We start from the raw sequence: 21663 nt of genomic DNA, 5'->3' as shown, positions 1-21663 counted from the left end.
AGTCGGCGGTCCCCACCGGCTCCGGGAGAGGGGAGGCCGCCGGGGCCCGGTGCGGACCGGGCCCCGGCGACGGCGGGCCGTCAGACCAGGTCGGGGCGCTGCCACTCCTCGCCCAGCACATGGTGGGCCAGGAAGCCGAGCACCGTCGCGTACCACAGGCGGACGTTGTTGGGCTTGAGGATCCAGTGGCCCTCGTCGGGGAAGTACAGGAACTTCGCCGGGACCTCGAACCGCACCAGGTCGTTCCAGAGCGCCAGGCCCTCGCCGATCGGCACCCGGTAGTCCTTGTCGCCGTGGATCACCAGCATCGGCGTGGTGATCTGCGCGGCCCGCAGGTGCGGGGACTCGCGCTCGTACCGCTCGGTGCTGACCAGCGGGTCGCCCTGGCGCCGCATCCAGTACGCCGGGAAGTCGGTGACCTGCGCGAAGCTGTACATGTTCCACAGGCTCGCGTGGGTGACGATCGCCTTGAAGCGGTCGGTGCGCGTGGCGATCCAGTTCGCCATGTAGCCTCCGTACGAGCCGCCCATCATCGCGGTGCGCCCGCCGTCCAGGTCGTCCCGCAGCAGCGCGGCGTCGGTCAGCGCCATCACGTCGTCGTACGGGGCGCCGCCCCAGTGCGCCCAGCCGCGCTCGTGCATCTGCTGGCCGTAGCCGGTGGACAGGGCCGGGTCCGGCAGCAGCACCGCGTAGCCCGCGGCCGCCGCGACCCACGGGCTCCAGCGCCAGTGCCAGGCGTTCCAGCTGGTCTGCGGGCCGCCGTGCACCCACAGCAGCAGGGGCGCCGGGGTGTCGGCGCTCGCGCCGTCCGGCAGCACCAGCCAGGCCCGCAGGGCCGTCCCGTCCTCGGCGGTGGTGTGCACCTCGGTGAGGCTGCCGGGCAGGACGGTGTCCTGCCCGGGGCAGGGGAGCGTCACGGGCTGCTGTCCGGCCGTCGCGGCGTCGAGCCGCACCGGGAGCGGAGGGCTGTCCACCGCGGAGCGCAGCGCGTACACGGTGCCGCCGTCGGGGCTGACCACCACGTCCGAGTACGTACCGGACGCGGTGAGCGCGACCAGTTCACCGCTGCCGGTGGAGAGCCGGAAGACCGGGCCGTGACCGCCCTCGTCGGCGGCGAAGTACACCACCGGGGCGCCGTCCTGACCGGGAACCGGGGAGACGACCGGGGAACCCGGCCACTGGCCGAAATCAGGCAGCAGGTCGCGTCCGGGGTCCTGGTCGTCCGTGGCGCTCGTCAGCCACAGCGTGACGTCACCGGGGGCCTCCCAGGTGACACGCCGCCGTCGGGCGCACACCAGGTCCCGGCCGTCCGGGGTGAACGCCGGGGCGCCGAACTCCGCGTCGGGGGACTCCAGCATCCGCAGCGGCTTGCCCGTCTCGGCGTCCGCGACGACGACCACGGAGCGGACCTCGTCGGGGAGGGTGCCCACGGCCGTCGCGTACGCGACCAGCGAGCCGTCGGGGGAGAGCGCCACACCCTCGGCGAAGGCGGCCCGGCGCGCGCCGCAGTCCACGAGGGCGGGCTGCTCCGCGCCGGCGTCCGCGACGGTGAACAGGTGCGGGATGCCGGGACCCAGGTCGTGGTCCCAGTACCGCACCGGCACCGACTCGTGCAGGATCGCCGAGACCTTGGCCTTCCGCCGGGCCTCGCGCAGTCGCTCGTCGTGCTCCGCGTCGGCCGCGCCGGGCAGCAAGGAGGCCCCCAGGGCGACCCGGGAGGCGCCGGTGGCCGTCGCGTACTCGCCGATCCCGCCGGGCCTGGCCAGCAGTTGCGCCGCCTCGCCGCCGCCCGCCGGCAGGCTCCACAGCGCCGCCTCCTGCCGGTCGTCCTCGCCGTCGCCGGGGTCGGCGACCGGACGCGAGGACAGGAAGAGCAGGGTGCCGTCGGGCAGGAACCCCGGGGCGGACTCGCCGCGCCCCGAGCGGGTGAGCCGCCGCGCCGGACGCTCCCCGGCCGGGTCCACCTCCCACAGGGCACCGATGAACCGGGTACGGTCGGCGGACAGTTCCTGCACCGACGTCACCAGACGGGTCCCGTCCGGTGACAGCGCGAGCGAGGAGACGCGGGGCAGCGCGAGGAACGCCGCCAGGTCGTGGAATGCAGTGGATTCGGGCATGAGGATCATCCTGAATCCCCGGGGCGGCCCCGCACCAGTGCCCCCGGCGGCAAATCGCGGTCAAAGACGCAGGCAGCGGCGGCCCACGACGACCGTCGGCGGCGCATCGCGACCGCCTGCGCCGGAAGGCGGCCCGCCCGGTCGCCACAACCCTCGGCGAACGTCAAGTGTCTTCCGGGTGACGGAACAGCGGGCGTTGCCGGCCGGACACCACCCGACCGCGGGCGATTCGACACAGGTGCGGGGGACGCCGAGGGCAACCCGGGAGACCATGGAGGTTCTTCTGTGCGTCACATCAAGAGCGCGGCCCTCACGGCCGCGGCACTCCTCACCCTGTGCGGCGGCGCGCTCCTCACGGCCCCCGCCGCACAGGCGGCGGTGCCCTTCCCCTCGATCGGGTGGCAGCAGCGCAACTGCGACTTCGACGGCAACGGGTACGACGACGTGCTGATCGGCGCCCCCGGCGCCACCGTGTCCGGGGCCAAGGGCGCCGGGTACGTCACCGTGCAGTACAGCGGGTCGGGCGGCCTCAGCACCACCAAGAGATCCGTCCTCAGCCAGAGCACCTCGGGCGTCGCGGGCGCCGCCGAGGCTGGCGACGGCTTCGGACGGGCCGTGGCCACCGGCGACCTGGACAACGACGGCTACGACGACGCGATCGTCGGCATCCCCGGCGAGGACCTGGGCACGCTCTCCGACGCCGGCGGTGCCGTCGTCTTCTGGGGCTCCCCGACCGGTCTGCACGGCGGCGACAGCTTCTGGCTGCAGGACCCCGACCAGCCGCGGGCCGGCGCGAACTTCGGGCGGGCCGTCGAAGCCGCCCGGTACTTCGCCCCGGACCCCTCGGACCCCGACGCCAACCTGCGCGACAGCATCGCCGTCCTGGAGAACGACTCCCTGCTGTTCTTCACCGCCCAGCCGGGGGCCGCCGCGCCGCGACTGCGGCAGGCGGACCGGGGAGTCCGCGCCCTCGAGCGCACGGCCCGGGACACCGGCCTCGCCCTGCGGAGCCTGAGCCACGGCAACTACAACGAGGACTCCTGGGCCGACCTGGCGATCTCCGGGGTGACCACGGGCGACCGGCCCGGGGTCGGCGTCACCCAGGTCCTGCACGGCGCACCCGGCGTCGAGGACCTCGGCGACGGCGGCACCTTCGCGGGCGGACCCGCGGTCGCCGCAGGTGACTTCAACCACGACGGCCAGGACGACCTGGCCATCGGCGACACGGGCACCGGCTCGGCGCTCGGCGGATCCGTCACCGTCCACCTGGGCAGGGGCGACCTGTCCGGCCTCGACCCCACCCCGGCGCAGACATGGACCCAGGACTCGGCCGGCGTTCCCGGCGTCGCCGAAGCGGGCGACCGCTGGGGCGCCGAACTGTCCGCCGGCGACACCAACGGCGACGGTCTCCCCGACCTGGCCATCGGCGCCCCCGGTGAGGACGTCGGCTCCGTCGCCGACGCTGGCGCGGTCTGGACCCTGCGCGGCGCGCCGGGCGGGCTCACCGCCACGGGAGCGCGCAGCTTCGACCAGAACACCGCGGGCATCCCGGGCGCCGCGGAGGCCTCCGACCGCTGGGGCGGCCAGATCCGGCTGGTCGACGCCGACAGGGACGGCCGCTTCGGCCTCCTCGCGGCGGCCCCGGGCGAGAACACGAACGACGGCTTCGTCTGGGTCGTCCCCGCGTCGTCGTCCGGCCTGGTCGCCCAGGGCACGTGGACGTACGACGGCGCGACCCTGGGCGCTCCCTCGGCCAACGCGCAGTTCGGCGCGGCGATCGACGAGTAGGCGGAAGCACGGGGCAGGGTGTGGCGCCGTGCCCGGCAGGACCGGGTGCGGCGCCACACGTACGTCGCAGGGCTCAGGCGGGCGCGCTCGTGTCGCCCCCGTACCGCAGATCGCGGAGCGGAACGCCGTCGTACTCCTCGACCTGCTCGGCGCCGTCGGGCGAGAATCCGGCGCGTGTGTAGAAGCGGCGTGCGCGGGCGTTGTCGGCGAGCACCCAGAACTCCAGCCGCAGGTGGCCGAGTTCGGCCGCCCGCGAGCGCACCGCCGACATCAGCCGGCGCCCGGTGCCGGTGCCGATGCGGTCCGGCCGCACGTAGAGGGCGTAGAGCTCGCAGGCGACGCCTCCGCCGGGCTCCCGGGGTTCCCCGGCGCGCGGCCCGAGGGCCGCCCAGCCGGTCACGACGCCGTCCTCGGTGGTGACGAGGTTCTCCACGCGGTTCCCGGCGGTCGTCAGCCACTTCCTGCGCAGGAACGCGTCCTCCTCGACGCTCATCGCGTCCAGGTAACTCCGCGGCACGATCCCGGCGTACGCCGCCTGCCAGCCCCTCACCCGGATCGTGGCGACGGCGTCGACGTCGTCCATGCGCATGGCCCGCACCGTGATCACGGTCGCATGGTAACCGTGTCGCCGCGGCCCGCGCGGCGGTTAGCATCGCGGCCATGCCGATACCCGAGGAAAGCAGGCGCGCCGTGGGGGCGGACCCCGGTCGGTGGCGTGTCACCGTGGTGGACCGTCACAGCGCTGTGGGCAGGCCGCCGTACCCGTCGCGGCTGCCCGAGGGGCGACCGCTGGCGCGGCGGGACGACCTGCGGATCCAGGGGGCGACCGGGGAGATCAGCTGTGTCGACGTCTCGGGACGGACGCGCTGGACCCATGCGTGCGCAGGCCGTCCCAACGCCGCGCACATTGCCGGGGGCAGGGTGCTGGTCACCACGGACTCCCTGGAGTACACGCCCTGGGGGTTCCTCGGTCCTGCCCTGCTGCTCGACCTGGCGGACGGCACCCTGGTCGCCGAACTGCGCGGGGAGCGCGGTGCCGCGCTGCGCGGCGGACGGTTCTTGCTCGGCCTGGAGGGCTACGACTTCTTCGACACCTGGGAGCACGACCGTGACGGCGCCACCGTGGACTCCTGGCGCAGTTACGGCCATTACGTCGTCGGCACCGGCATCCGGGTCGTCGAGGCCGACCGGAGCCACCCCACCAGGAGCCGAGTGGTCCGGCTGCTGCCCGGTGGCGTGATCGAGCGCGGTCCCCGGCTCACCGACCCGGTGACGCCGCGGCCGCTGGTGCTGGAGGACGGCACGATCCTGGTGCTCGACGCAGGGGTGCTGCGTGCCGTCGACCGCCGCCTGGGCGGCGGCGTCCTCGCCGAGCTGCTGCCGATCGCCCCCGACAAGACGTCCGGTCACATCAGCTCGCTGCGCCGCGACGGCGACCGCCTCACCGCGGTCATCGCCGAACCCCGCCCGGGCCACCCCACCACGTACACCGTCCACACCTGGACCCTCGCCCTCCACCCGGGGTGACGTATCCGCGAGGCACGAATGACCGACGAAGCACAGCCACTCGAGCTCTTCCGTTTCGACGACGAAGGACAGAGCGTCAGCGTCCGGATGGAAGGCGGTCCGCCGTCGGTCATGGGCGACAACCGGTACCGCCGGGCCGAGATCGTGGTGGAGAGCGACTTCGTCAGCGGGCGGGTGAGGCTGGTCCTCTCGCTCGAAGACCTGGACGAGTGGAGGCGCTGCCTCGACGCCCTCGCTTGTGGCGACGGCGTCGAGTGGCCGCCGGACGAACGCACGGCGTGGCTGGACATCGTCCCGGACGACCCGATGGAGGTGACGGTCCACGATGCGCCGTCCACCCAGGTTGCCGTGCGGGTACCGATCGGCCTCGCCGAGGACTGGCTGGAGGCGAACCGCCTGCGCCTCGACCGCGTGCGCCGGGCCTTCGGCTGAACCGCCGGGCGGCGGCGGGCCGTCGGGGACCGTTGCAGGCGATTCGATCACACTGTTACGCTGCGGTCGCGTCCTCGATCGCCAAAGGAGGTGGGAACCGTGAGCCAGCCGACTCTCATGTGCTCCCACCCCGTTCCGAGGGCGCCGAGGATCTGAACGGGAGCGCGTCGCTTCCCGGAAGGACCTCGCGTGACCGATCTGGTCATCCGCCCCCTCGCCACAGGCGAGGAAGCACTTTTCGAATCCCTGCCCGATCCCGGCCTTGTCGGTTTCGCCGCCTTCGGTGACACCTACGGTGGGATGGCCGCCGCCGGTGAGTACCGCCCCGAGTGGACCTGGGTGGCCTTGCGTGACGGCGTCGTCGTCGCGCGCGCCGCATGGTGGGCCGGCCCGGAGGACGACAAACCGCTCGCCTTGGACTGGTTCGACTTCACCGACGCAGGTGCGGCCGTGGAACTGCTCCGCACCTCGCCGCTGCGTGCCGAGTACTCCCTCAAGCTGCCGCCCGGCTGGCGTGACCTCCCCGCCGTCCGGGAGCAGGCCCGGGCACGGATCGACGCGGCCGTCGCCGCGGGGCTGTCCCCGCTGGTCGAGCGCTTCCGCTACCGCTGGACGCCGGAATGCGGCGTGCCCGCGCGCCCAGGCCGCCTCGAATTCCGTCCCGAGCCGGACGACGCCGCGGTCCTCGACGTCTTCCGCCGTATCCACCAGGGCAGTCTCGACGCCCATGTGCGCCGTAACGTCGCCAGATCCGGCCTCGAGGCGGCCGCCCGGGAAGAGCTGGACTACCTGCTCTGGCTGCCGAGCCCGCGCGAGTGGTGGCGTCTGGCCTACGACTCCGCCGGGGAACTCGTCGGCCTGAGCGTGCCCGGCCGCCACTACGGGGACCCCCTCATCGGCTACATCGGTGTCGTGCCCGAGCACCGCGGCCACGGATACGCCTACGACCTGCTCGTCGAGGCCACGCACAAGCTCGCCGGCGAGGGCGTGGACCGCATCGTGGCCGGGACGGACCAGACCAACACACCGATGGCCGCCCACTTCGCCAGGGCCGGTTACCCGATCGCTCAGGAACGCATCGACTTGATCTGGCCCTGACCCCGCTCGCCGGAAGGCGGGGTGCGGGACCCGGGTGTACGACCGGGTCCCGCACCCCCGGGGAGCGGCGTCAGCACCCGAGCTCCTTCATCGTGTCGTCCCAGAGCCGTTCTGCCGACGCCTGGTCGATCGCCCAGGCGGCGACGCCGGTTCCGCCCGCGGTGGGTTCGGGCTGGAGTTCCGCCGGGCGGCAGTCCTCGAAGTAGCGGCCGGTCACGCCGTCGACCAGGGGTGAGGCGGCCAGGAGCACCTGCGTGGCCGCGCCCTGCTGCGGGGTCTTCCAGCCCGGCGGGACGTCCAGCTTCCGGCCCGACTCGTCCGTGGCGCCCACGAACCGCAGTTGCTCGTCGCTGAGGTGGCGCTGCAGGTTGGTCATGATGCCGCCCGGGTGGAGCGCGTTGGCGGTGATGCCGTCGGCCGCCCAGTGCCCGGCGAGCGCGACGGTGAAGAGGATCGCGGCCGACTTCGACTGGCCGTACGCCGTCCACGCCTCGTAGGGGCGGTGGGCGAAGTGGATGTCGTCGAAGTCGACCGGGGCCATCAGGTGCGCGGACGAGCCGACCATGACGACCCGGGCGCCACCGGCCGCGCGCAGCGCCGCGTGGAGGCCGAGCGTGAGCGCGGCGTGGCCGGTGAAGTTGACGGCGTACTGCGTCTCCCGCCCCTGCGGGGTGAGGGTGAGCTCCGGCACGGCCATCACGCCCGCGTTGTTGACGAGGATGTGCAGCGGCCCGGTCCAGCCCTCCGTGAAGGCGCGCACGCTGTCGAGGTCGGCCAGGTCGACCCGGGCGACGTGGACGTCGTCGCGCCCGGTCTCCCGGCGGATGCGGTCGGCGGCGGGGGCGGCCGCGTGCGGGTCGCGTACGGCGAGGGTCACTTCGGCACCCGCCCCGGCCAGGGCCAGGGCCGTCTCCAGCCCGATGCCCGAAGCGCCGCCGGTGACGACGGCGCGCTTGCCGGAGAGGTCGACGTCGCGTACGACGTCCGCCGCGGTGGAGTGCGCCCCGAAGGGGATGCCGGTGACGAGTGACATGGGTTCTTCCTGCTTTCGGCTTCCGGCATGCGCGTGCGGGCACGCCGGGTGACGGTGCCGGCCGGATAAGCAACCAACCGGATGGTTTAAATGTAGAGCGCGAGGTTCATGAATGCAACCATCCGGTTGGTTTCATTGGTGACCGCTACGGTGCCCGTCGCCCGTGCCGCGAACCGCGCAGCCCGGCCCGACCTGCATCTCTTAGGCTGTCGCCATGGCTTATGACTCTGCCGCCACGCGGGCGCGCCTCATCGAGGCCGCGTACGGCGAATTCGTCGCGCACGGGCTCGCCGGGGCCCGGGTCGACCGGATCGCCAAGGCCGCACCGGCCAACAAGCAGGCCATCTACGCCTACTTCGGTTCCAAGGACGAGCTCTTCGACGCCGTTCTCGAAGCCCGGCTCCGCGTGCTGGCCGACGTCGTGCCGTTCACCCCGGACGACCTGGCCGGGTACGCGGGCGCGCTCTTCGACGTCTTCAGCGACGACCCGGACCTCGTCAAGCTGACCCAGTGGAAGGCCCTCGAGCGTCCCGAGGCCTCGGCCATGGAGCGGGACAACCACCTGGGCAAGGCGCAGGCGGTCGCCGACGCCCACGGCGTCGGCCTCGAAGCGGGCATGGACGCGCTGATGGTCGCGCTGTCCGCCGCGCAGGCGTGGGTCGCCACGCCCGCGAGCATCCGCAATCCGGGGGGCGGCGAAGAGACGGCCCGGCGCGACCGGCACCGCGAGGCGGTCGTGGCGGCCGTCGGCGCGATGACCGGGCGCCTCCTGCCGCGCGCCGCCGGCTGACCTCACCCGTCGGCGGTCACAGCTGCGCCTCGCAGGCCTCCAGCCTGGCGAGCAGGCTCGCCAGGGCGTCGTTCCACCGCTCGGTGCCCCGCTGTTCGTCCAGGAGGGCGCGCAGCGCACGGACCTCGTCGGCGGCGAAGGACTCGTGACCGGGGTTGTACTCGAACTGCAGGAACGCGATCCGCAGCTCGAAGTACCGGGAGGGGTCCGCGTCGTGGAGCCACCGGTTCAGGGCCAGTGCCGCGGCGCCTTCCATCCGGGCGCACCGGAGGCCGACCGACGGCTCCAGGACGAACTCGACCGTGGAAACGCCGCCGGGCGTGATGAGGCACATCCGCGCCGGGGCCGGTCCGCTCCGGACCATGCCGAACGAGGCCCCGTGCTCTCGGTCTTCCGGCGTGTCAGCCATCTCTGCTCTCGCTTCTTCCGATCCGGTGGGGGATGGGCGAGGTCCCGCGCCGGGGTGCGGCGCGGGCCCTCGCACTCATCAACAACCGGGAGCGCCGGGTCATACCCGATGCGGCGGGCGAGATCGCGGGGCCCGTGCGGGGTCAGGAGCCGGGGAGCCGTCCGGCGAGTCCGGTGACCTGCCGACGCACCACGTCCCACGCCGCGGGGTGGAGCGCGGCGAGGTCCGTCTCCTCCAGCGCGTGCAGGGCCGCTGCGGTGCCGCCGTCGAACGGGACACTCGCGCCGAGCACTTCGTAGCCGTCACGGACGGCGACGCGCAGGAGGCGTCCCTCGTCGGCGGCGTGCACCGCGGCGGCGACGACGAGGGGCGGAGGCCCGCCCGCCTCGCCGGACAGCTTCTCGTAGGTGCTCACCAGCGGCTCCCGCCAGCGGATGCCGAGCAGGAGGTGCTGCTTGGCCACGGCCTCGGCGAGATCGGTCTCGTGGGTCCGGTCCGGCTCCAGCGTGATCGCGCGGGCGCCGAGGACGAGGGCGGCGGGCAGCAGGCAGCGCAGGGTGCTGCCGACGAGGTTGCCGCCGACGGTGGCCGTCCGCCGCACGGCGCCGGTGCCCACACCGGCGGCCGCCCGTCGCAGTACCTCCGGAACCCGGTCGTCGATCCGGTTCAGCACCACCGCCGCGCCCAGCGCCTCGCGTCCGATCGTGTTGGCCTCCGGCAGGTCGCGCAGCGACATGGCCTGCTCGGGGAAGCCGTCGCGCTGCCAGGTCGCCCACACGAGCGTCGCCCCGCCGACGGGCACCGCTCCCTGGGCCATGAACTCCTGTGCTTCGGGCACGGACGTGGGCAGATGCAGCAGCACGGCAGTCGACCCGCCTTCCGGGAGTCGGCGACCGGACGGCGCGCGTGCCGGTCGCATGATCGCTTGCGCTACGCATTCTCCCCGTACACGAGGGAGCGCGTACAGGGCTCAACTGTTCCCTTTGTGCGCCCTCCGTGCGCGAAGTGCCCCGCGTGCGCGGGGCCGAGGCGGCGCTTCCGTCCCGCGGCGGGGGTCAGGCGTCCTCGTGGCGTGCCTCGTGCCGCCAGAAGCCGGAGAAGGTGATGCGGTCCTTGGGGAGACCGGCGCGGTGCAGGTGCCGGCGTCCCTTGGTGGCGAGGCTCTGCTCGCCGACGACGAAGGCGTATCCGGTGGCGTCCACCGGGGTGTGCCCCCGCAGTTCGGCGAGTGCGACGGAGCCGGGGACCGCGTGCGGGTCGTCGCGCACGACCCAGGTGACGGCGATCCCGGCGGGCGCGTCAAGGTCGCGCCGGTCGTCGGGGGTGGGGATCTCCTGGATCAGGCGGCCCACGGTGCCGCGGGGGAGGGAGCGCAGGATGCCCGTGGCGGCGGGCATGCCGCTCTCGTCGGCCACGACGAGGACCTCGGAGGCATCCTCGGGGCAGTCGAACATGACGCCCTGGTCGAGGAGTGCCAGCGCGTCCCCGGGCCGGGCGCCGCAGGCCCATATCGCGGCACGGCCCTCGAGTTCGCCGTCCGGGGTGCGGTGCACGACGAACTCGATGTCCATTTCGGCCGCTTCGGGACGGAACGCGGCGACGGTGTAGTTCGAGTAGTGCGGACGCTCGGCCGTGGGGATGGCGAGGTAGGGCCGCCACCAGCGTGCCCCGGAGAACTCGGGCAGCCGCAGGGCGTCCTGGTGGGGGAGTTGCATGAAGAGGCGGAACCAGTGGTCGTAGCCCATCCACGGGAAGTCGGCGAGGTCCGCGCCCCTGACGGTCACGCGGTGCAGGGAGGGGGAGACCCGCTCGGTCCTGACGACCTCGGCGCGGAACATCCTGGGGTTCTGCGGCATGAGCCGCGGGGTCTTCGCCATGCAGGAAGGTTAGCCTAAGTTTACCGAAGTGAGAGGGGGGTGGTCCGGGCGGAGATTAGGTTAGGCTAACCTTCGTTCGTGAGTTCTACGGAAGAGACTGCCGCGGCCTGCGGCCTGCGCGGTCACCGGCTGGCGGCGTACGACGTGACCGTGTCGTACGACGGGGTCGACGTCGTCCATGACGCGGCGATCACCCTCCGGCCCGGTGAGGTGACCGCCCTCGTGGGCCCCAACGGCAGCGGCAAGTCGACGCTCCTGCGCACCGTGGCACGCCTGCAGCGGGCCCGCCGCGCCACGTTGACCATCGACGCGCACGACGGGACCACCGCCGACGGGCTCGCCCTGACGGCGCGTGAGTTCTCCCGCCGGGTGGCCCTGCTGACGCAGGGGCGCCCCACGCCGAGCGGGCTGACGGTACGGGACGTCGTGGAGTTCGGCCGCTACCCCTACCGGGGCCGCTGGGGCCGCCCCGACCCGGACGGTCCGGCCGCGGTGGATCGTGCGCTGGCGCTGACCGGTGTCGCGGACCTCGCCGCCCGGGGCGCCGAGCACCTCTCCGGCGGCCAGCTCCAGCGCGTCTGGCTCGCGAGCTGCCTCGCCCAGGAGACCGGTGTGCTCCTCCTCGACGAGCCCACGACCTACCTCGACCTGCGCTACCAGGTCGAACTGCTGGACCTGATCCGGGACCTGGCCGACGACCACGGCATCGCCGTCGGCGTCGTCCTGCACGACCTGGACCAGGCGGCCGCCGTCGCCGACCGGATCGCCCTGCTGCGGGCGGGCCGGATCGTCGCCGACGGTCGCCCCGAGGACGTGCTGACACCGCAACGCCTCACCGACGCCTACGGGATACGGGTCGAGGTCGACACCGATCCCCTCACCGGCCTGCTGCGCACCCGCGCCGTCGGCCGCCACCACGCACGCAACGAAAGGCCCGTCACCACCCCATGAGACGCTCCATCGTCATCGCCGCCACCGCCGCTGCCGCCGCACTCGCCCTCGCCGGCTGCGGCACGACCGAGCCGGCCGCGGACGGCGCGGCCAAGGACGACACCAAGGGCATCACGCTCACCGACGCAAGCGGAGCCGAGGTCAGCCTCGACGGGCCCGCCAAGAAGGTCGTCGGCACGGAGTGGAACGTCGTCGAGTCCCTCGTGACGCTCGGGGTGGACCCGGTCGGCGTCGCCGACGTCAAGGGCTACGGCACCTGGGACACGGTCGTCCCGCTGAAGAACCAGCCCAAGGACATCGGCACCCGTGGCGAGCCCAGCATGGACACCATCGCCTCGCTCTCCCCGGACCTGATCGTCGCCACCACCGACCTCCCGGACGCCGCCGTCAAGCAGCTGAAAAAGATCGCCCCGGTCCTCGAGGTGCGTTCCGCCGACGCCGCCGACCCGGTCGGGCGGATGAAGGAGAACCTCGACCTCATCGCCGAGGCGACCGGCACCACCGCCAAGGCCGACGAGGCGAAGAAGGCCTACGACGCCAAGGTCGCCGAGGGGAGGAAGGCCCTCGCCGACGCGGGCCTCGCCGGCTCGAAGATCGCGTTCGCCGACGGCTACGTCGCCTCCAACCAGGTCTCCATCCGCCCCTACACCGGCGGCTCCCTCATCGGCGGCGTCAACGAGGCGCTCGGCCTGAAGAACGCCTGGAAGATCGGGGGCGACAAGGACTACGGCCTGGCCGCCACCGACGTCGAGGGACTCACCGGCCTCGGCGACGTGCGGTTCGCCTACATCGGCAGTGACAGCGAGGGCAGCGACCCCTTCGCCGACGACCTCGCCAAGAACTCCGTGTGGAAGTCCCTGCCGTTCGTGAAGAAGGGCGAGGTGCACCGGCTGCCCGACGGCATCTGGATGTTCGGCGGCCCGCAGTCGATGGAGTCGTACGTCGACGCCGTCGTCGGCGCCCTGACGAAGTAGCGCGCCGTGGCCGTCACCGCAACGACCCCCGCCACCCGTCCGCACGCGGTCGGCTCCCGGACGGGAGCGGCCGCGGTGACGGCCGCGCTCGTGCTCCTGGTCGCCGTCCTCGCGGTCGTCGACATCACCCAGGGCACCGCGGCCGTCGGCCCTGCCGAGGTCTGGAAGGCACTGACGGGCGGGGCCGGTCCCGGCGACGCGTCCGTCGTGATCGCCTCGCGCCTGCCCCGCATGACCGCCGGCCTGCTGGTCGGCGCCGCCCTCGGGACCGCCGGCGCGGCCCTCCAGTCCGTCAGCCGCAACGTGCTCGCCGCGCCCGACACCCTCGCCGTGAACGCCGGTTCGTACCTGGCCCTCGGCGTCCTCATGGTCACCGGGACGTCCCTGCCGCTGCTGGCCTCCTCCGGTGTGGCCTTCGCCGGCGGGCTCGCGGCCGCCGCCGTCGTCCTGTCGCTGTCGGGGCTGGGCACCGGGACCGTGCGCCTCGTCCTGGCCGGCAGCGCGCTCACCCTCGGCCTGACCTCCGTCACCGAGGGGCTGATCCTGCTCTTCCCGCAGCAGACCAACGGCCTCTACCAGTGGAGCCAGGGCAGCATCAGCCAGAACGGCTTCGACGGCGTGGTGCAGATGGCCCCGGTCGCCGTGGCCGGTGTCGCCGGACTGCTGCTGGTGGCCCGGCGCGTCGACGCCCTCGCGCTCGGCGACGACGCCGCCCGCGGCCTCGGCGTCCCCGTCCGCGGCACGCGGATCACCGTCGTGGTGTGCGCGTCGCTGCTGTCCGCCGCGGCGGTGACCCTCGCCGGGCCCATCGGCTTCGTCGGCCTGTGCGCGCCGGCCCTCGTACGGCCGCTGGCCCGGCGTCACCGGCCGTTGGTGCGTACGCGCCTCGGCCTGCCCGTCATGGGCCTGGTCGGCGCGGGCCTGGTGCTCGGCGCGGACGTCCTGCTGCGCGCGGTGGTGCCGGCGCAGACCGCCGTGGCGGTGCCCACCGGCGTCGTCACGAGCCTGGTCGGCGCGGTGTTCCTGGTCGTCATGGCGCTGCGGGCCCGGGACTCGGCAGGGGTGGGCGCGCCGGACCGGATGCGCATCCCCGGCCGTGCGACGTTCCTGGTGACCCTGGCCCTCCTCGTCGCCCTCCTCGTGGGGGTGGCCGTCGCCGGAGTGCTGCTGGGCGACACCAAGCTGCTCCTGGGCGATGTGGCGAACTGGGCGCAGGGCAGGGCCGGTCAGGCGGTCTCCTTCGTCCTGGACACCCGTGTCCCGCGGGTGCTCGCCGCACTCCTGGCGGGGGCGGCGCTCGCCCTGTCCGGCACGCTGGTGCAGGCCGTCACCCGCAACCCGCTGGCGGAGCCCGGCATCCTCGGCGTCTCGGGCGGCGCCGCGCTCGGCGCGGTGCTGTTCGTCACGACGGTCCCGGTCGCCGGGGCCTGGAGCGTGGCGGGAGCCGCGTTCGCCGGGGCCGCGGTGAGCGCGGTCCTCGTGTTCGGGCTCGCGGCGCGGGGCGGCTTCCAGCAGACCCGGCTGGTCCTCGTCGGCGTCGGCGTGTCCGCGGCCGCGACGGCCCTGATCAGCCTGCTGATCGTGCTCACCGACCCCTTCAACGCGACGAAGGCGCTCACCTGGTTGTCCGGCTCCACCTACGGGCGGACCGTGCCCGACACGCTGCCCGTGGCGGCGGCCCTCGTGCTGGGTCTGGCGGTCGCGGTGGCGCGGCGCACCGAACTCGACCTGCTGTCGGTCGACGAGGACACCCCGGCCCTGCTGGGGCTGCGCCGCGGCCCGGTCCGGCTCGGGTTCCTCGTGACGAGCGTGCTGCTCACCGCGACCGCCGTGGCCGCCGCCGGCACCATCGGCTTCGTCGGGCTGGTCGCCCCGCACGCCGCCCGGGCCCTGGTGGGCCGCCGGCACGTACGGGTCGTACCGGTCGCGGTGCTCCTGGGCGCCTCGCTCGTCTGCGCCGCGGACCTCCTCGGGCGGACGGTGATCGCCCCGGCCCAACTCGGCGCGGGCCTGATGACGGCCGTCATCGGCACGCCGTACTTCCTGCACCTGCTGCTGCGCACCCGGCGCTAGCGCCGGGGCGGTTCGTGCCGCTCGCCGATCTACTGCGGCTGATCGACGAACGGTCGAAGGCCTTCCGCGCTGCGGTCGCCTCGGCGCCCAGCCTCGACGTGCCGGTACCGACCTGCCCGGAGTGGACGCTGTCCGATCTGGTGCGGCATCTGGGCGAGGGGCGCCGCAAGTGGGCCGTCATCGTCGCCGCAGGGCCTGCCGACGCTCCCCCGGACACGTCCCAGTGGGCTGCCCTGGCCGTGCCTCGGGAGCGCGAGGCCCTGCTGGACTGGTGGGACGCGTCGGCGCGGCAACTACTGGACGCGCTCCGCGAGTTTGGCCCGGGGCGCGGCTGCTGGAGCTGGTGGGGTACGTCGCAGTCGCCGCAGACGTCCGGAGCCGCCGCCCGGCACCAGCTTCAGTAGATCGCGGTGCACACCTACGACGCCCGGATCGCCGCGGGCGCCCCGCAGCCGCTGCCAGCCGAGGTGGCGCTCGACGTTGTCGACGAGTTCCTGTCCACCTGTTGCGCGACGACGAGCGCCTGGCCGCACAAGCCCGCCGCCGTCGACTACCACGCCACCGAGGGCCGTTCCTGGCGCCTCGTGCTCTCCGCCGACGGCGCGCGGACCGTCGCCGGGGAGCACCCGGACGCGGCCGACGCCTCCCTGCGGGGCACGGCGGGTGAGCTGGTTCTGGCCCTGTACGGCCGAGTTCAGGTGGACTCCCTGGAGGTCGGCGGTGACCGGCGGCTCTTCGACCGGCTCCTGGCCTGGGACCCGGAGGGGCAGTACCCGGGCCCGCGGCTTCGGTGGACGCCTCTGGGGGCCGCCGGTCGTCCGGCGGCCCCCAGAGGCGTCTCAGGCGCGGGCCGCGGCCGTCGCGGCCGTCGCGGCCGGCTCGTCCTGACGGGCGACGAGCGAGGCGACGATCTCGCCGGCCCGGATCGCGGTGGTGGACAGCAGGGTGGAGGTCAGCCCGTGCGTGTGCTCGGTGCCGCCCTGCACGTAGATGCCCGCCCGCACCTCGGGGGCGACCTCGACGCGGTGGTCGCGGCCGACGCGCAGCGCGTCGCCGTCGTCGCGCAGGCAGATCTTGGCGGACTCCCCGAGGAGCGTGCCGACGTCCTGCGAGCGGTACCCGGTGGCGTGCACGAGGACGTCCGCCTCCAGGACGTGCCGCTCGCCGGTCGGCAGGAACTCCACCGTCACGTCGAGGCCGTCGTCCGCGGCGCTCACGTCGCGGATGCGGGAGACGTTGAGGAAGCGCAGCCGTTCGCGGCCCTGCACCTTCTCGCGGTAGGAGGTCGCGTACAGGGCCTCGATGAGGTCCATGTCGACCACCGAGTAGTTGGTGCTGCGGTGGTAGTCGACGAGGGACTGCTTCACCTCGGACGGGGAGCCGAAGTAGAGGTCCACCGCCTCAGGGTCGAAGATCCGGTTGGCGAAGGGGCTGTCGTCGGCGGGCGTGTAGCCGTACTTGGCGAACACCGCGCAGATCTCCGCGTCGGGGAAGGTGCGGTGCAGGAAGTCGACCGCCTCGGCCGCGCTCTGCCCGGCGCCGAGGACGACGGCCCGGCGCACCGGGGTGCCCGTCGCGGTGAGCTCGGCGACCCTGGGCAGCAGTTGGCTGTTGTGCCACACGCGGTCCGACAGCTCGGTGCCCGGCGGCAGGTGCGGCTCGAGCCCGACGGCCACGCTGATGTTGCGGGCCCGGTGGGTGACCGTCCGCGCGGGGTCCTCGGGGTCCCGGCACGTCACGTCGAGGTGGTCGACCTCGCCGTCGGCGTCGCGGACCGGTGTGACCGACAGCACTTCGCAGGAGTAGTCGACGACGTGGGCGACGCGGGCGGCGGCCCACTCGAAGTAGTCGTGGAACTCCACGCGGAGCGGGAAGAGCGTCTTCTGGTTGAGGAAGTCGACCAGCCGGCCCTGTTCGCGCAGGTAGCACAGGAAGCTGAAGTCGCTGGTCGGGTTGCGCATGGTGACCAGGTCCTTCAGGAACGAGACCTGCATCGTCGCGTCGTCGATCAGCATGCCGCGGTGCCACCCGAAACGGGGCTGCCGCTCCAGGAAGCGGGCGTTGATCCGCCGGGAGGCGGGGACTTGTGCGTTGTGCTCCTCGAGGGCTATCGCCAGAGCCAGATTTGACGGACCGAAACCGATTCCCAGGATGTCGTGGATCGTGTCCGGCTCATTGAGCGGTGCTGTCACCGTTGCATCGCCTCCCTATGCGCGCCACATACTAGATAAGGTAAGCCTAACCTTGCAATAATCACTGAAGGAGAGGCCGCCCATGCGGGTCGTCATGTTCGGTTATCAGACCTGGGGACACCGGACGCTGCAGGCCCTGCTGGAGTCGGATCACGAGGTCGTCCTCGTCGTGACCCACCCCAGGAGCGAGCACGCGTACGAGAAGATCTGGGACGATTCGGTGGCGGAACTCGCCGAGAAGCACGGCGTGCCCGTGCTGCTGCGCAACCGCCCCGACGACGCCGAACTGCTGGAGGCCATCCGCGCCGCGGCACCCGACATCATCGTCGCCAACAACTGGCGCACCTGGCTGCCACCGGAGATCTTCGACCTCCCGCCGCACGGCACCCTCAACGTGCACGACTCCCTGCTCCCCGCCTACGCGGGCTTCTCCCCGATCATCTGGGCGCTGATCAACGGCGAGGAGCGCGTCGGCGTCACCGCCCACCGCATGGACGGCGAACTGGACGCCGGCGACATCCTGCTGCAGCGCTCGGAGCCCGTCGGCCCGGACGACACCGCGACCGACCTCTTCCACCGCACCTGCGACCTGATCGCACCCCTCGTGCGCGAGTCCCTGGACCTGATCGCCTCCGGCCGCGCCGAGTGGACGCCCCAGGACCGCGCCCGCGCCAGCTTCTTCCACAAGCGCTCCGTCGAGGACAGCCGCATCGACTGGAACTGGCCCGCCGAGGACCTGGAACGCCTGGTGCGGGCGCAGTCCGACCCGTACCCCAACGCCTTCACCTACCACCGCGGCGAACGCATCAGGATCGTCTCCGCCGCCGTCTCGCAGGCCCGCTACGGCGGCACGGCCGGCCGCATCTTCATCCGCGAGGGCGACGGCGTCGTCATCGTCGCCGGCGCGGACGCCCGCGGCGGCCACCGCAAGGGACTGCTGGTGCGCACGGTCCGCACGGACGACGGCACCGAGTACGCGGCCGGCGACTGGTTCCGCACCATGGGCGGCTACCTGACCACGCGTCCGTGACGACGGCCCTGGCCGGCCCCGGGCCGCTTCCCGCCCTGCGCGCGCTCGGGGGCCGCACCGTCGTCGTGAAGGTGGGCGGCAACGCCATGGGCGACGCCTCCCTGCTGCGCACCTTCGCGCAGGACGTCGTCCGCATCCGGGAGGCCGGGGTGCGGGTCGTGGTGGTGCACGGCGGCGGCCCGCAGATCAGCGCCCAGCTCGACCTGATCGGCATCGAGGCCCGCTTCGTCGGCGGGCTGCGGGTCACCACCCCCGAGGTCCTGGACGTCGCGCGGATGGTGCTGGCCGGCAAGGTCCAGCGGGACCTGGTGGGGCTCCTCAACGAGCACGGCCCGTATGCCGTGGGGCTCACCGGCGAGGACGCGCACACGCTGACCGCGGTGCGCCGCTACGCCGACGTCGACGGCGAGATCGTCGACATCGGCCTCGTCGGCGAGGTGACGGAGGTCAACACGGCGGCCGTGGACGTGCTCCTGGACCACGGCCACATCCCCGTCGTCTCCTCGCTCGGCCGGGGCACGGACGGCCAGATCTACAACGTCAACGCGGACGCGGCGGCCGGGGCCCTGGCCGCCGCGCTCGACGCCGAGGCGCTGGTCGTCCTCACCGACGTGCCCGGGCTGTACGCCGACTGGCCGCGCCGCGAACGGGTCCTGGACCGGCTCACCGCCGCCGAACTGGAGGCGATGCTCCCGGCGCTGGGCGGCGGCATGGTGCCCAAGATGGAGAGCTGCCTGCGGGCCGTCCGGGCGGGCGTCCGCACGGCCCGCGTGCTGGACGGCCGCGCCCCGCACGCCCTGCTGCGCGCGCTGTCCGTCGGGCCGGGCGGCGCCGGCACGACCGTCCTGCCGGGCTAGGCCGTGAGGTGCGCCGGGGTGGCCGGGCCGCGGTCGCCCGCGCCTGTCCGCCCCGGCGGCCGAAGCCGGCGTCCGGTCAGTCGGTTCCTGCCGGCCAGTCGTCTTCGTCTCCCGGCTCGGGCAGGATGCGGCCTCCCTCGGCGGCGAACCGAGCCGGGCTGTCCTTGATGATGACGAGGATGTGCGACTCCGGCACGCCGGTCACCCTGCTGCCGGCGGCCGAGATGTCCTTGGCAAGCTGTGTCTTCTCCGTGTCCGCGTGGCCCGCCCGTGTGGTCGCCTCGATCAGCAGGGGATGTGAGGGAGCCGCATCCGTGAAGACGCTGCCTTCCGGCAGTTCGGCGAACGTCACGTGCACGAAGGAGGTGGGCGCCCCGGTGATCGACGCGTGGAGACGCGTGATCTCCGCCGCCAACTCGGCCTTCTGCTGCGCCGAGACCGTGTTCTGCGTGGTGACCACATGGTAGACAGGCATGGCCGGCTCCGATCAGCCGTGCGGACCCCGTACCAACACCGTAGGCCGCCGCCGTACGCGCCGCAGGTCGACGGTGTCCGGCTCCCGGATCGCCTCCGGCCCGCCACCGGTCGGGCCGCGCGCCGCGTCACTCGGCGGCGACGGGGACCGCCTCGTGGTGGCGGCCCATGGGGATCACCAGAGGGGTGCCGCTCACCGGGTCGGTGGTGACCTGGCAGCGCAGGTCGAAGACGTCCTCGACGGTCTCGGCGGTGATCACCTCGGCCGGCGTGCCCTCGGCGGCGATCCGGCCCGACTTCATGGCGATGACGTGGTCGGCGTAGCGGCAGGCCTGGTTGAGGTCGTGCAGGACCATCACCACCGTGCGGTGCTCGCGGCGGTTGAGGTCGGTGACGAGGTCCAGGACGTCGATCTGGTGGGCCAGGTCCAGGTAGGTGGTCGGCTCGTCCAGCAGGAGGACGGGGGTGCCCTGGGCGACGGCCATGGCGATCCAGGCCCGCTGGCGCTGGCCGCCGGACAGCTCGTCCACGGCCCGGTCCGCGAGCTCGGTCAGGTCGGTCGCCGCCAGCGCCTCGTGGACCGCCAGCTCGTCGGCCTTGGACCACTGCCGCCACCACGTCTGGTGCGGCGAACGGCCGCGGCTGACCAGGTCGATGACGGTCAGCCCCTCCGGGGCCACCGGGGTCTGCGGCAGGATGCCCAGCCGCTGGGCGAGTTCCCTGGTCGGCACCGACCGCAGGGCGCGGCCGTCGAGTTCGACGACGCCCTGACGGGGCGCGAGCAGCCGGGCCAGCGCGCGCAGGAGGGTGGACTTGCCGCAGGCGTTGGCGCCGACGATGGCGGTGATGCGGCCGGAGGGTATGACGAGGTCGAGGTCCTCGACCACCAGCCGGTCGTCGTACGCCAGGTGCAGCCCGCGCGCCCGCAGGTCGGGGCCGGCGGCGGCGGTGGGGGCGGGGTCGGTGGTCGCCATGGGTTCAGCCTCCTGAGCCCGCGCGGTTGGCGCGGATGAGCAGCCAGAGCAGGACCGGCGCGCCGATGACGCCGGTGACGATCCCGACCGGGAGTTCCGTGCCGGGGATCGCTTCACGCGCGATGAGGTCGGATCCCAGGACGACCAGCGCGCCGGTCAGTCCCGAGGCGGCCAGCGGCGGCCACGCCGTGCCGGCCATCCGCTGGGCGATCTGCGGGGCGGCCAGCGCCACGAAGGCGACCGGTCCGGCCGCGGCCGTGCCGAAGGCGATCAGCCCGACGCCGATGAGCAGCAGGGCCAGCCGCACCGGTTGCACCGGCGTGCCGAGGCCGGCCGCCACGTCGTCGCCGAGCTGCAGGGTCCGCAGCCGGCGGCCCATGCCGAGGGCGAGCGGCACGAGCACGGCCATGGCGACCGCGAGCTGCGTGACCTGGTCCCAGGTGCGGCCGTTGAGGTTGCCCACCAGCCAGCCGAGGGCGGCCTGCGCCTCGAACCGCTCGCCGTGCGCGACCAGGTAGTCCGTGGCACTGGTGCACATCCAGGACACGCCGATGCCGACCAGGATGATGCGGTAGCCGGTGGCGCCGCCCTTCCACGCCAGCGCGTACACCAGGAGCGCCGTGACCAGCGCCCCCAGCAGGCCGAGGCCCTGGGTGCCCAGCCCGCCGTCCCAGCCGAGCACGATGCCCGCGACCACGGCGGTCCCCGCGCCCTCGGTCAGCCCGATCATGTCGGGGCTGGCCAGCGGGTTGCGGGTCATGGTCTGGTACAGCGCGCCGGAGATGCCGAAGGCGATGCCGACGAGCAGTCCCGCGAGCGCACGCGGCAGCCGCAACTCCCGTACGACCAGCACCGTTCCGGGGTCGCCGGCGCCGGTGAGGGCCTTGACCACGTCGGAGAACCCGATGGGGTAGTCGCCGAGGGTCACGCCCCAGCAGAAGAGCAGGAACACCGCGACGACCAGGGCGGCGCACACGGCGACCAGCCGCGGCCGGAGCACTCCGGAGACCGGTGGGGCCGCCAGCCGGAAGGGCCGGCGGCCGCGGAGGGGGGCGAGGGCGGTCATG

General features: G+C 73.5%; 20 protein-coding genes and 1 pseudogene. 11 read left to right on the top strand and 10 right to left on the bottom strand.

From position 1 onward, the window contains the following. Positions 1–80 precede the first annotated feature (80 nt). Positions 81–2117: a S9 family peptidase gene (locus OG937_04260; GenBank protein WUD70946.1), complete on the bottom strand. Its 2037-nt coding sequence runs from the start codon at positions 2115–2117 to the stop codon at positions 81–83. A gap of 285 nt (positions 2118–2402) precedes the next feature. Here OG937_04260 and OG937_04255 point away from each other — a divergent pair, with 285 nt between their 5' ends. Next, positions 2403–3905: an FG-GAP-like repeat-containing protein gene (locus OG937_04255; GenBank protein WUD70945.1), complete on the top strand. Its 1503-nt coding sequence runs from the start codon at positions 2403–2405 to the stop codon at positions 3903–3905. A 73-nt stretch (positions 3906–3978) separates the two neighbouring features. Here the strand turns inward: OG937_04255 and OG937_04250 are convergent, their stop codons facing one another. Beyond that, entirely contained in the window at positions 3979–4512 is a 534-nt protein-coding gene (locus tag OG937_04250) for a GNAT family N-acetyltransferase (protein WUD70944.1), read from the bottom strand. A 53-nt stretch (positions 4513–4565) separates the two neighbouring features. Between OG937_04250 and OG937_04245 the strand changes: the two genes are divergently transcribed. The 3 genes from OG937_04245 (at position 4566) to OG937_04235 (ending at position 6962) form a co-directional block, all read left to right on the top strand. Beyond that, the gene (locus OG937_04245) at positions 4566–5432 is read left to right on the top strand and encodes a hypothetical protein (GenBank protein WUD70943.1); all 867 of its coding nucleotides are present in this window, start codon (positions 4566–4568) and stop codon (positions 5430–5432) included. An 18-nt stretch (positions 5433–5450) separates the two neighbouring features. Further along, positions 5451–5864: a DUF5959 family protein gene (locus tag OG937_04240; GenBank protein ID WUD70942.1), complete on the top strand. Its 414-nt coding sequence runs from the start codon at positions 5451–5453 to the stop codon at positions 5862–5864. A 189-nt stretch (positions 5865–6053) separates the two neighbouring features. Next, complete coding sequence (locus tag OG937_04235) at positions 6054–6962, top strand: GNAT family N-acetyltransferase (protein WUD70941.1); 909 nt, start codon at positions 6054–6056, stop codon at positions 6960–6962. A gap of 70 nt (positions 6963–7032) precedes the next feature. Here OG937_04235 and OG937_04230 read toward each other — a convergent pair whose 3' ends face one another. Continuing rightward, entirely contained in the window at positions 7033–7995 is a 963-nt protein-coding gene (locus tag OG937_04230) for an SDR family NAD(P)-dependent oxidoreductase (protein ID WUD70940.1), read from the bottom strand. A 214-nt stretch (positions 7996–8209) separates the two neighbouring features. On the opposite strand from OG937_04230, the gene OG937_04225 reads away from it, so the two are divergent. Beyond that, the gene (locus OG937_04225; protein ID WUD70939.1) at positions 8210–8785 is read left to right on the top strand and encodes a TetR family transcriptional regulator; all 576 of its coding nucleotides are present in this window, start codon (positions 8210–8212) and stop codon (positions 8783–8785) included. Between the two features lie 16 nt (positions 8786–8801). On the opposite strand, the gene OG937_04220 is transcribed toward OG937_04225, so the two are convergent. The 3 genes from OG937_04220 to OG937_04210 form a co-directional block, all read right to left on the bottom strand. After that, complete coding sequence (locus tag OG937_04220) at positions 8802–9194, bottom strand: hypothetical protein (protein ID WUD70938.1); 393 nt, start codon at positions 9192–9194, stop codon at positions 8802–8804. A 142-nt stretch (positions 9195–9336) separates the two neighbouring features. Further along, positions 9337–10056, bottom strand: coding sequence for an FAD binding domain-containing protein (locus OG937_04215; GenBank protein WUD70937.1), 720 nt, complete (start codon positions 10054–10056; stop codon positions 9337–9339). A 193-nt stretch (positions 10057–10249) separates the two neighbouring features. Beyond that, positions 10250–11071 carry a siderophore-interacting protein gene (locus OG937_04210; GenBank protein ID WUD70936.1) on the bottom strand — a complete coding sequence of 274 codons (822 nt, stop codon included), beginning with the start codon at positions 11069–11071 and terminating at the stop codon, positions 10250–10252. A gap of 78 nt (positions 11072–11149) precedes the next feature. On the opposite strand from OG937_04210, the gene OG937_04205 reads away from it, so the two are divergent. From OG937_04205 to OG937_04190, 4 genes and pseudogenes are all read left to right on the top strand, one after another. Next, a complete protein-coding gene (locus OG937_04205; GenBank protein WUD70935.1) occupies positions 11150–12022 on the top strand; it encodes an ABC transporter ATP-binding protein in 873 nt (290 codons plus the stop codon). Beyond that, the gene (locus OG937_04200; GenBank protein ID WUD70934.1) at positions 12019–12996 is read left to right on the top strand and encodes an iron-siderophore ABC transporter substrate-binding protein; all 978 of its coding nucleotides are present in this window, start codon (positions 12019–12021) and stop codon (positions 12994–12996) included. Before OG937_04205 ends, OG937_04200 begins: the two co-directional genes overlap by 4 nt. A gap of 6 nt (positions 12997–13002) precedes the next feature. After that, positions 13003–15069 (top strand): iron ABC transporter permease, encoded by a 2067-nt coding sequence (locus OG937_04195; GenBank protein ID WUD70933.1) that lies wholly within the window; start codon positions 13003–13005, stop codon positions 15067–15069. Between the two features lie 14 nt (positions 15070–15083). After that, positions 15084–15833 (top strand): annotated as a pseudogene (locus OG937_04190) (maleylpyruvate isomerase family mycothiol-dependent enzyme). A 75-nt stretch (positions 15834–15908) separates the two neighbouring features. Here OG937_04190 and OG937_04185 read toward each other — a convergent pair. Beyond that, positions 15909–17261: a lysine N(6)-hydroxylase/L-ornithine N(5)-oxygenase family protein gene (locus tag OG937_04185; protein WUD70932.1), complete on the bottom strand. Its 1353-nt coding sequence runs from the start codon at positions 17259–17261 to the stop codon at positions 15909–15911. Between the two features lie 82 nt (positions 17262–17343). Here OG937_04185 and OG937_04180 point away from each other — a divergent pair, with 82 nt between their 5' ends. Then, positions 17344–18291: a methionyl-tRNA formyltransferase gene (locus OG937_04180; GenBank protein WUD70931.1), complete on the top strand. Its 948-nt coding sequence runs from the start codon at positions 17344–17346 to the stop codon at positions 18289–18291. Then, on the top strand, positions 18288–19148 hold the full coding sequence (gene argB / locus OG937_04175; GenBank protein WUD70930.1) for an acetylglutamate kinase: 861 nt from the start codon (positions 18288–18290) through the stop codon (positions 19146–19148). Before OG937_04180 ends, argB begins: the two co-directional genes overlap by 4 nt. A gap of 76 nt (positions 19149–19224) precedes the next feature. On the opposite strand, the gene OG937_04170 is transcribed toward argB, so the two are convergent. From OG937_04170 to OG937_04160, 3 genes are all read right to left on the bottom strand, one after another. Further along, positions 19225–19623: a tautomerase family protein gene (locus OG937_04170; protein WUD70929.1), complete on the bottom strand. Its 399-nt coding sequence runs from the start codon at positions 19621–19623 to the stop codon at positions 19225–19227. A 127-nt stretch (positions 19624–19750) separates the two neighbouring features. Beyond that, positions 19751–20596 carry an ABC transporter ATP-binding protein gene (locus OG937_04165; GenBank protein ID WUD70928.1) on the bottom strand — a complete coding sequence of 282 codons (846 nt, stop codon included), beginning with the start codon at positions 20594–20596 and terminating at the stop codon, positions 19751–19753. Positions 20597–20600: 4 nt separating this feature from the next. Then, entirely contained in the window at positions 20601–21662 is a 1062-nt protein-coding gene (locus OG937_04160) for an iron chelate uptake ABC transporter family permease subunit (GenBank protein WUD70927.1), read from the bottom strand. Position 21663 lies beyond the last annotated feature (1 nt).

This window comes from Streptomyces sp. NBC_00510 (assembly GCA_036013505.1).
In the GTDB taxonomy this organism is placed as follows: Bacteria; Actinomycetota; Actinomycetes; order Streptomycetales; family Streptomycetaceae; genus Actinacidiphila.
Note: the sequence above shows the minus strand (reverse complement) of the source record. Positions and strands in the feature narration are given on the sequence as shown.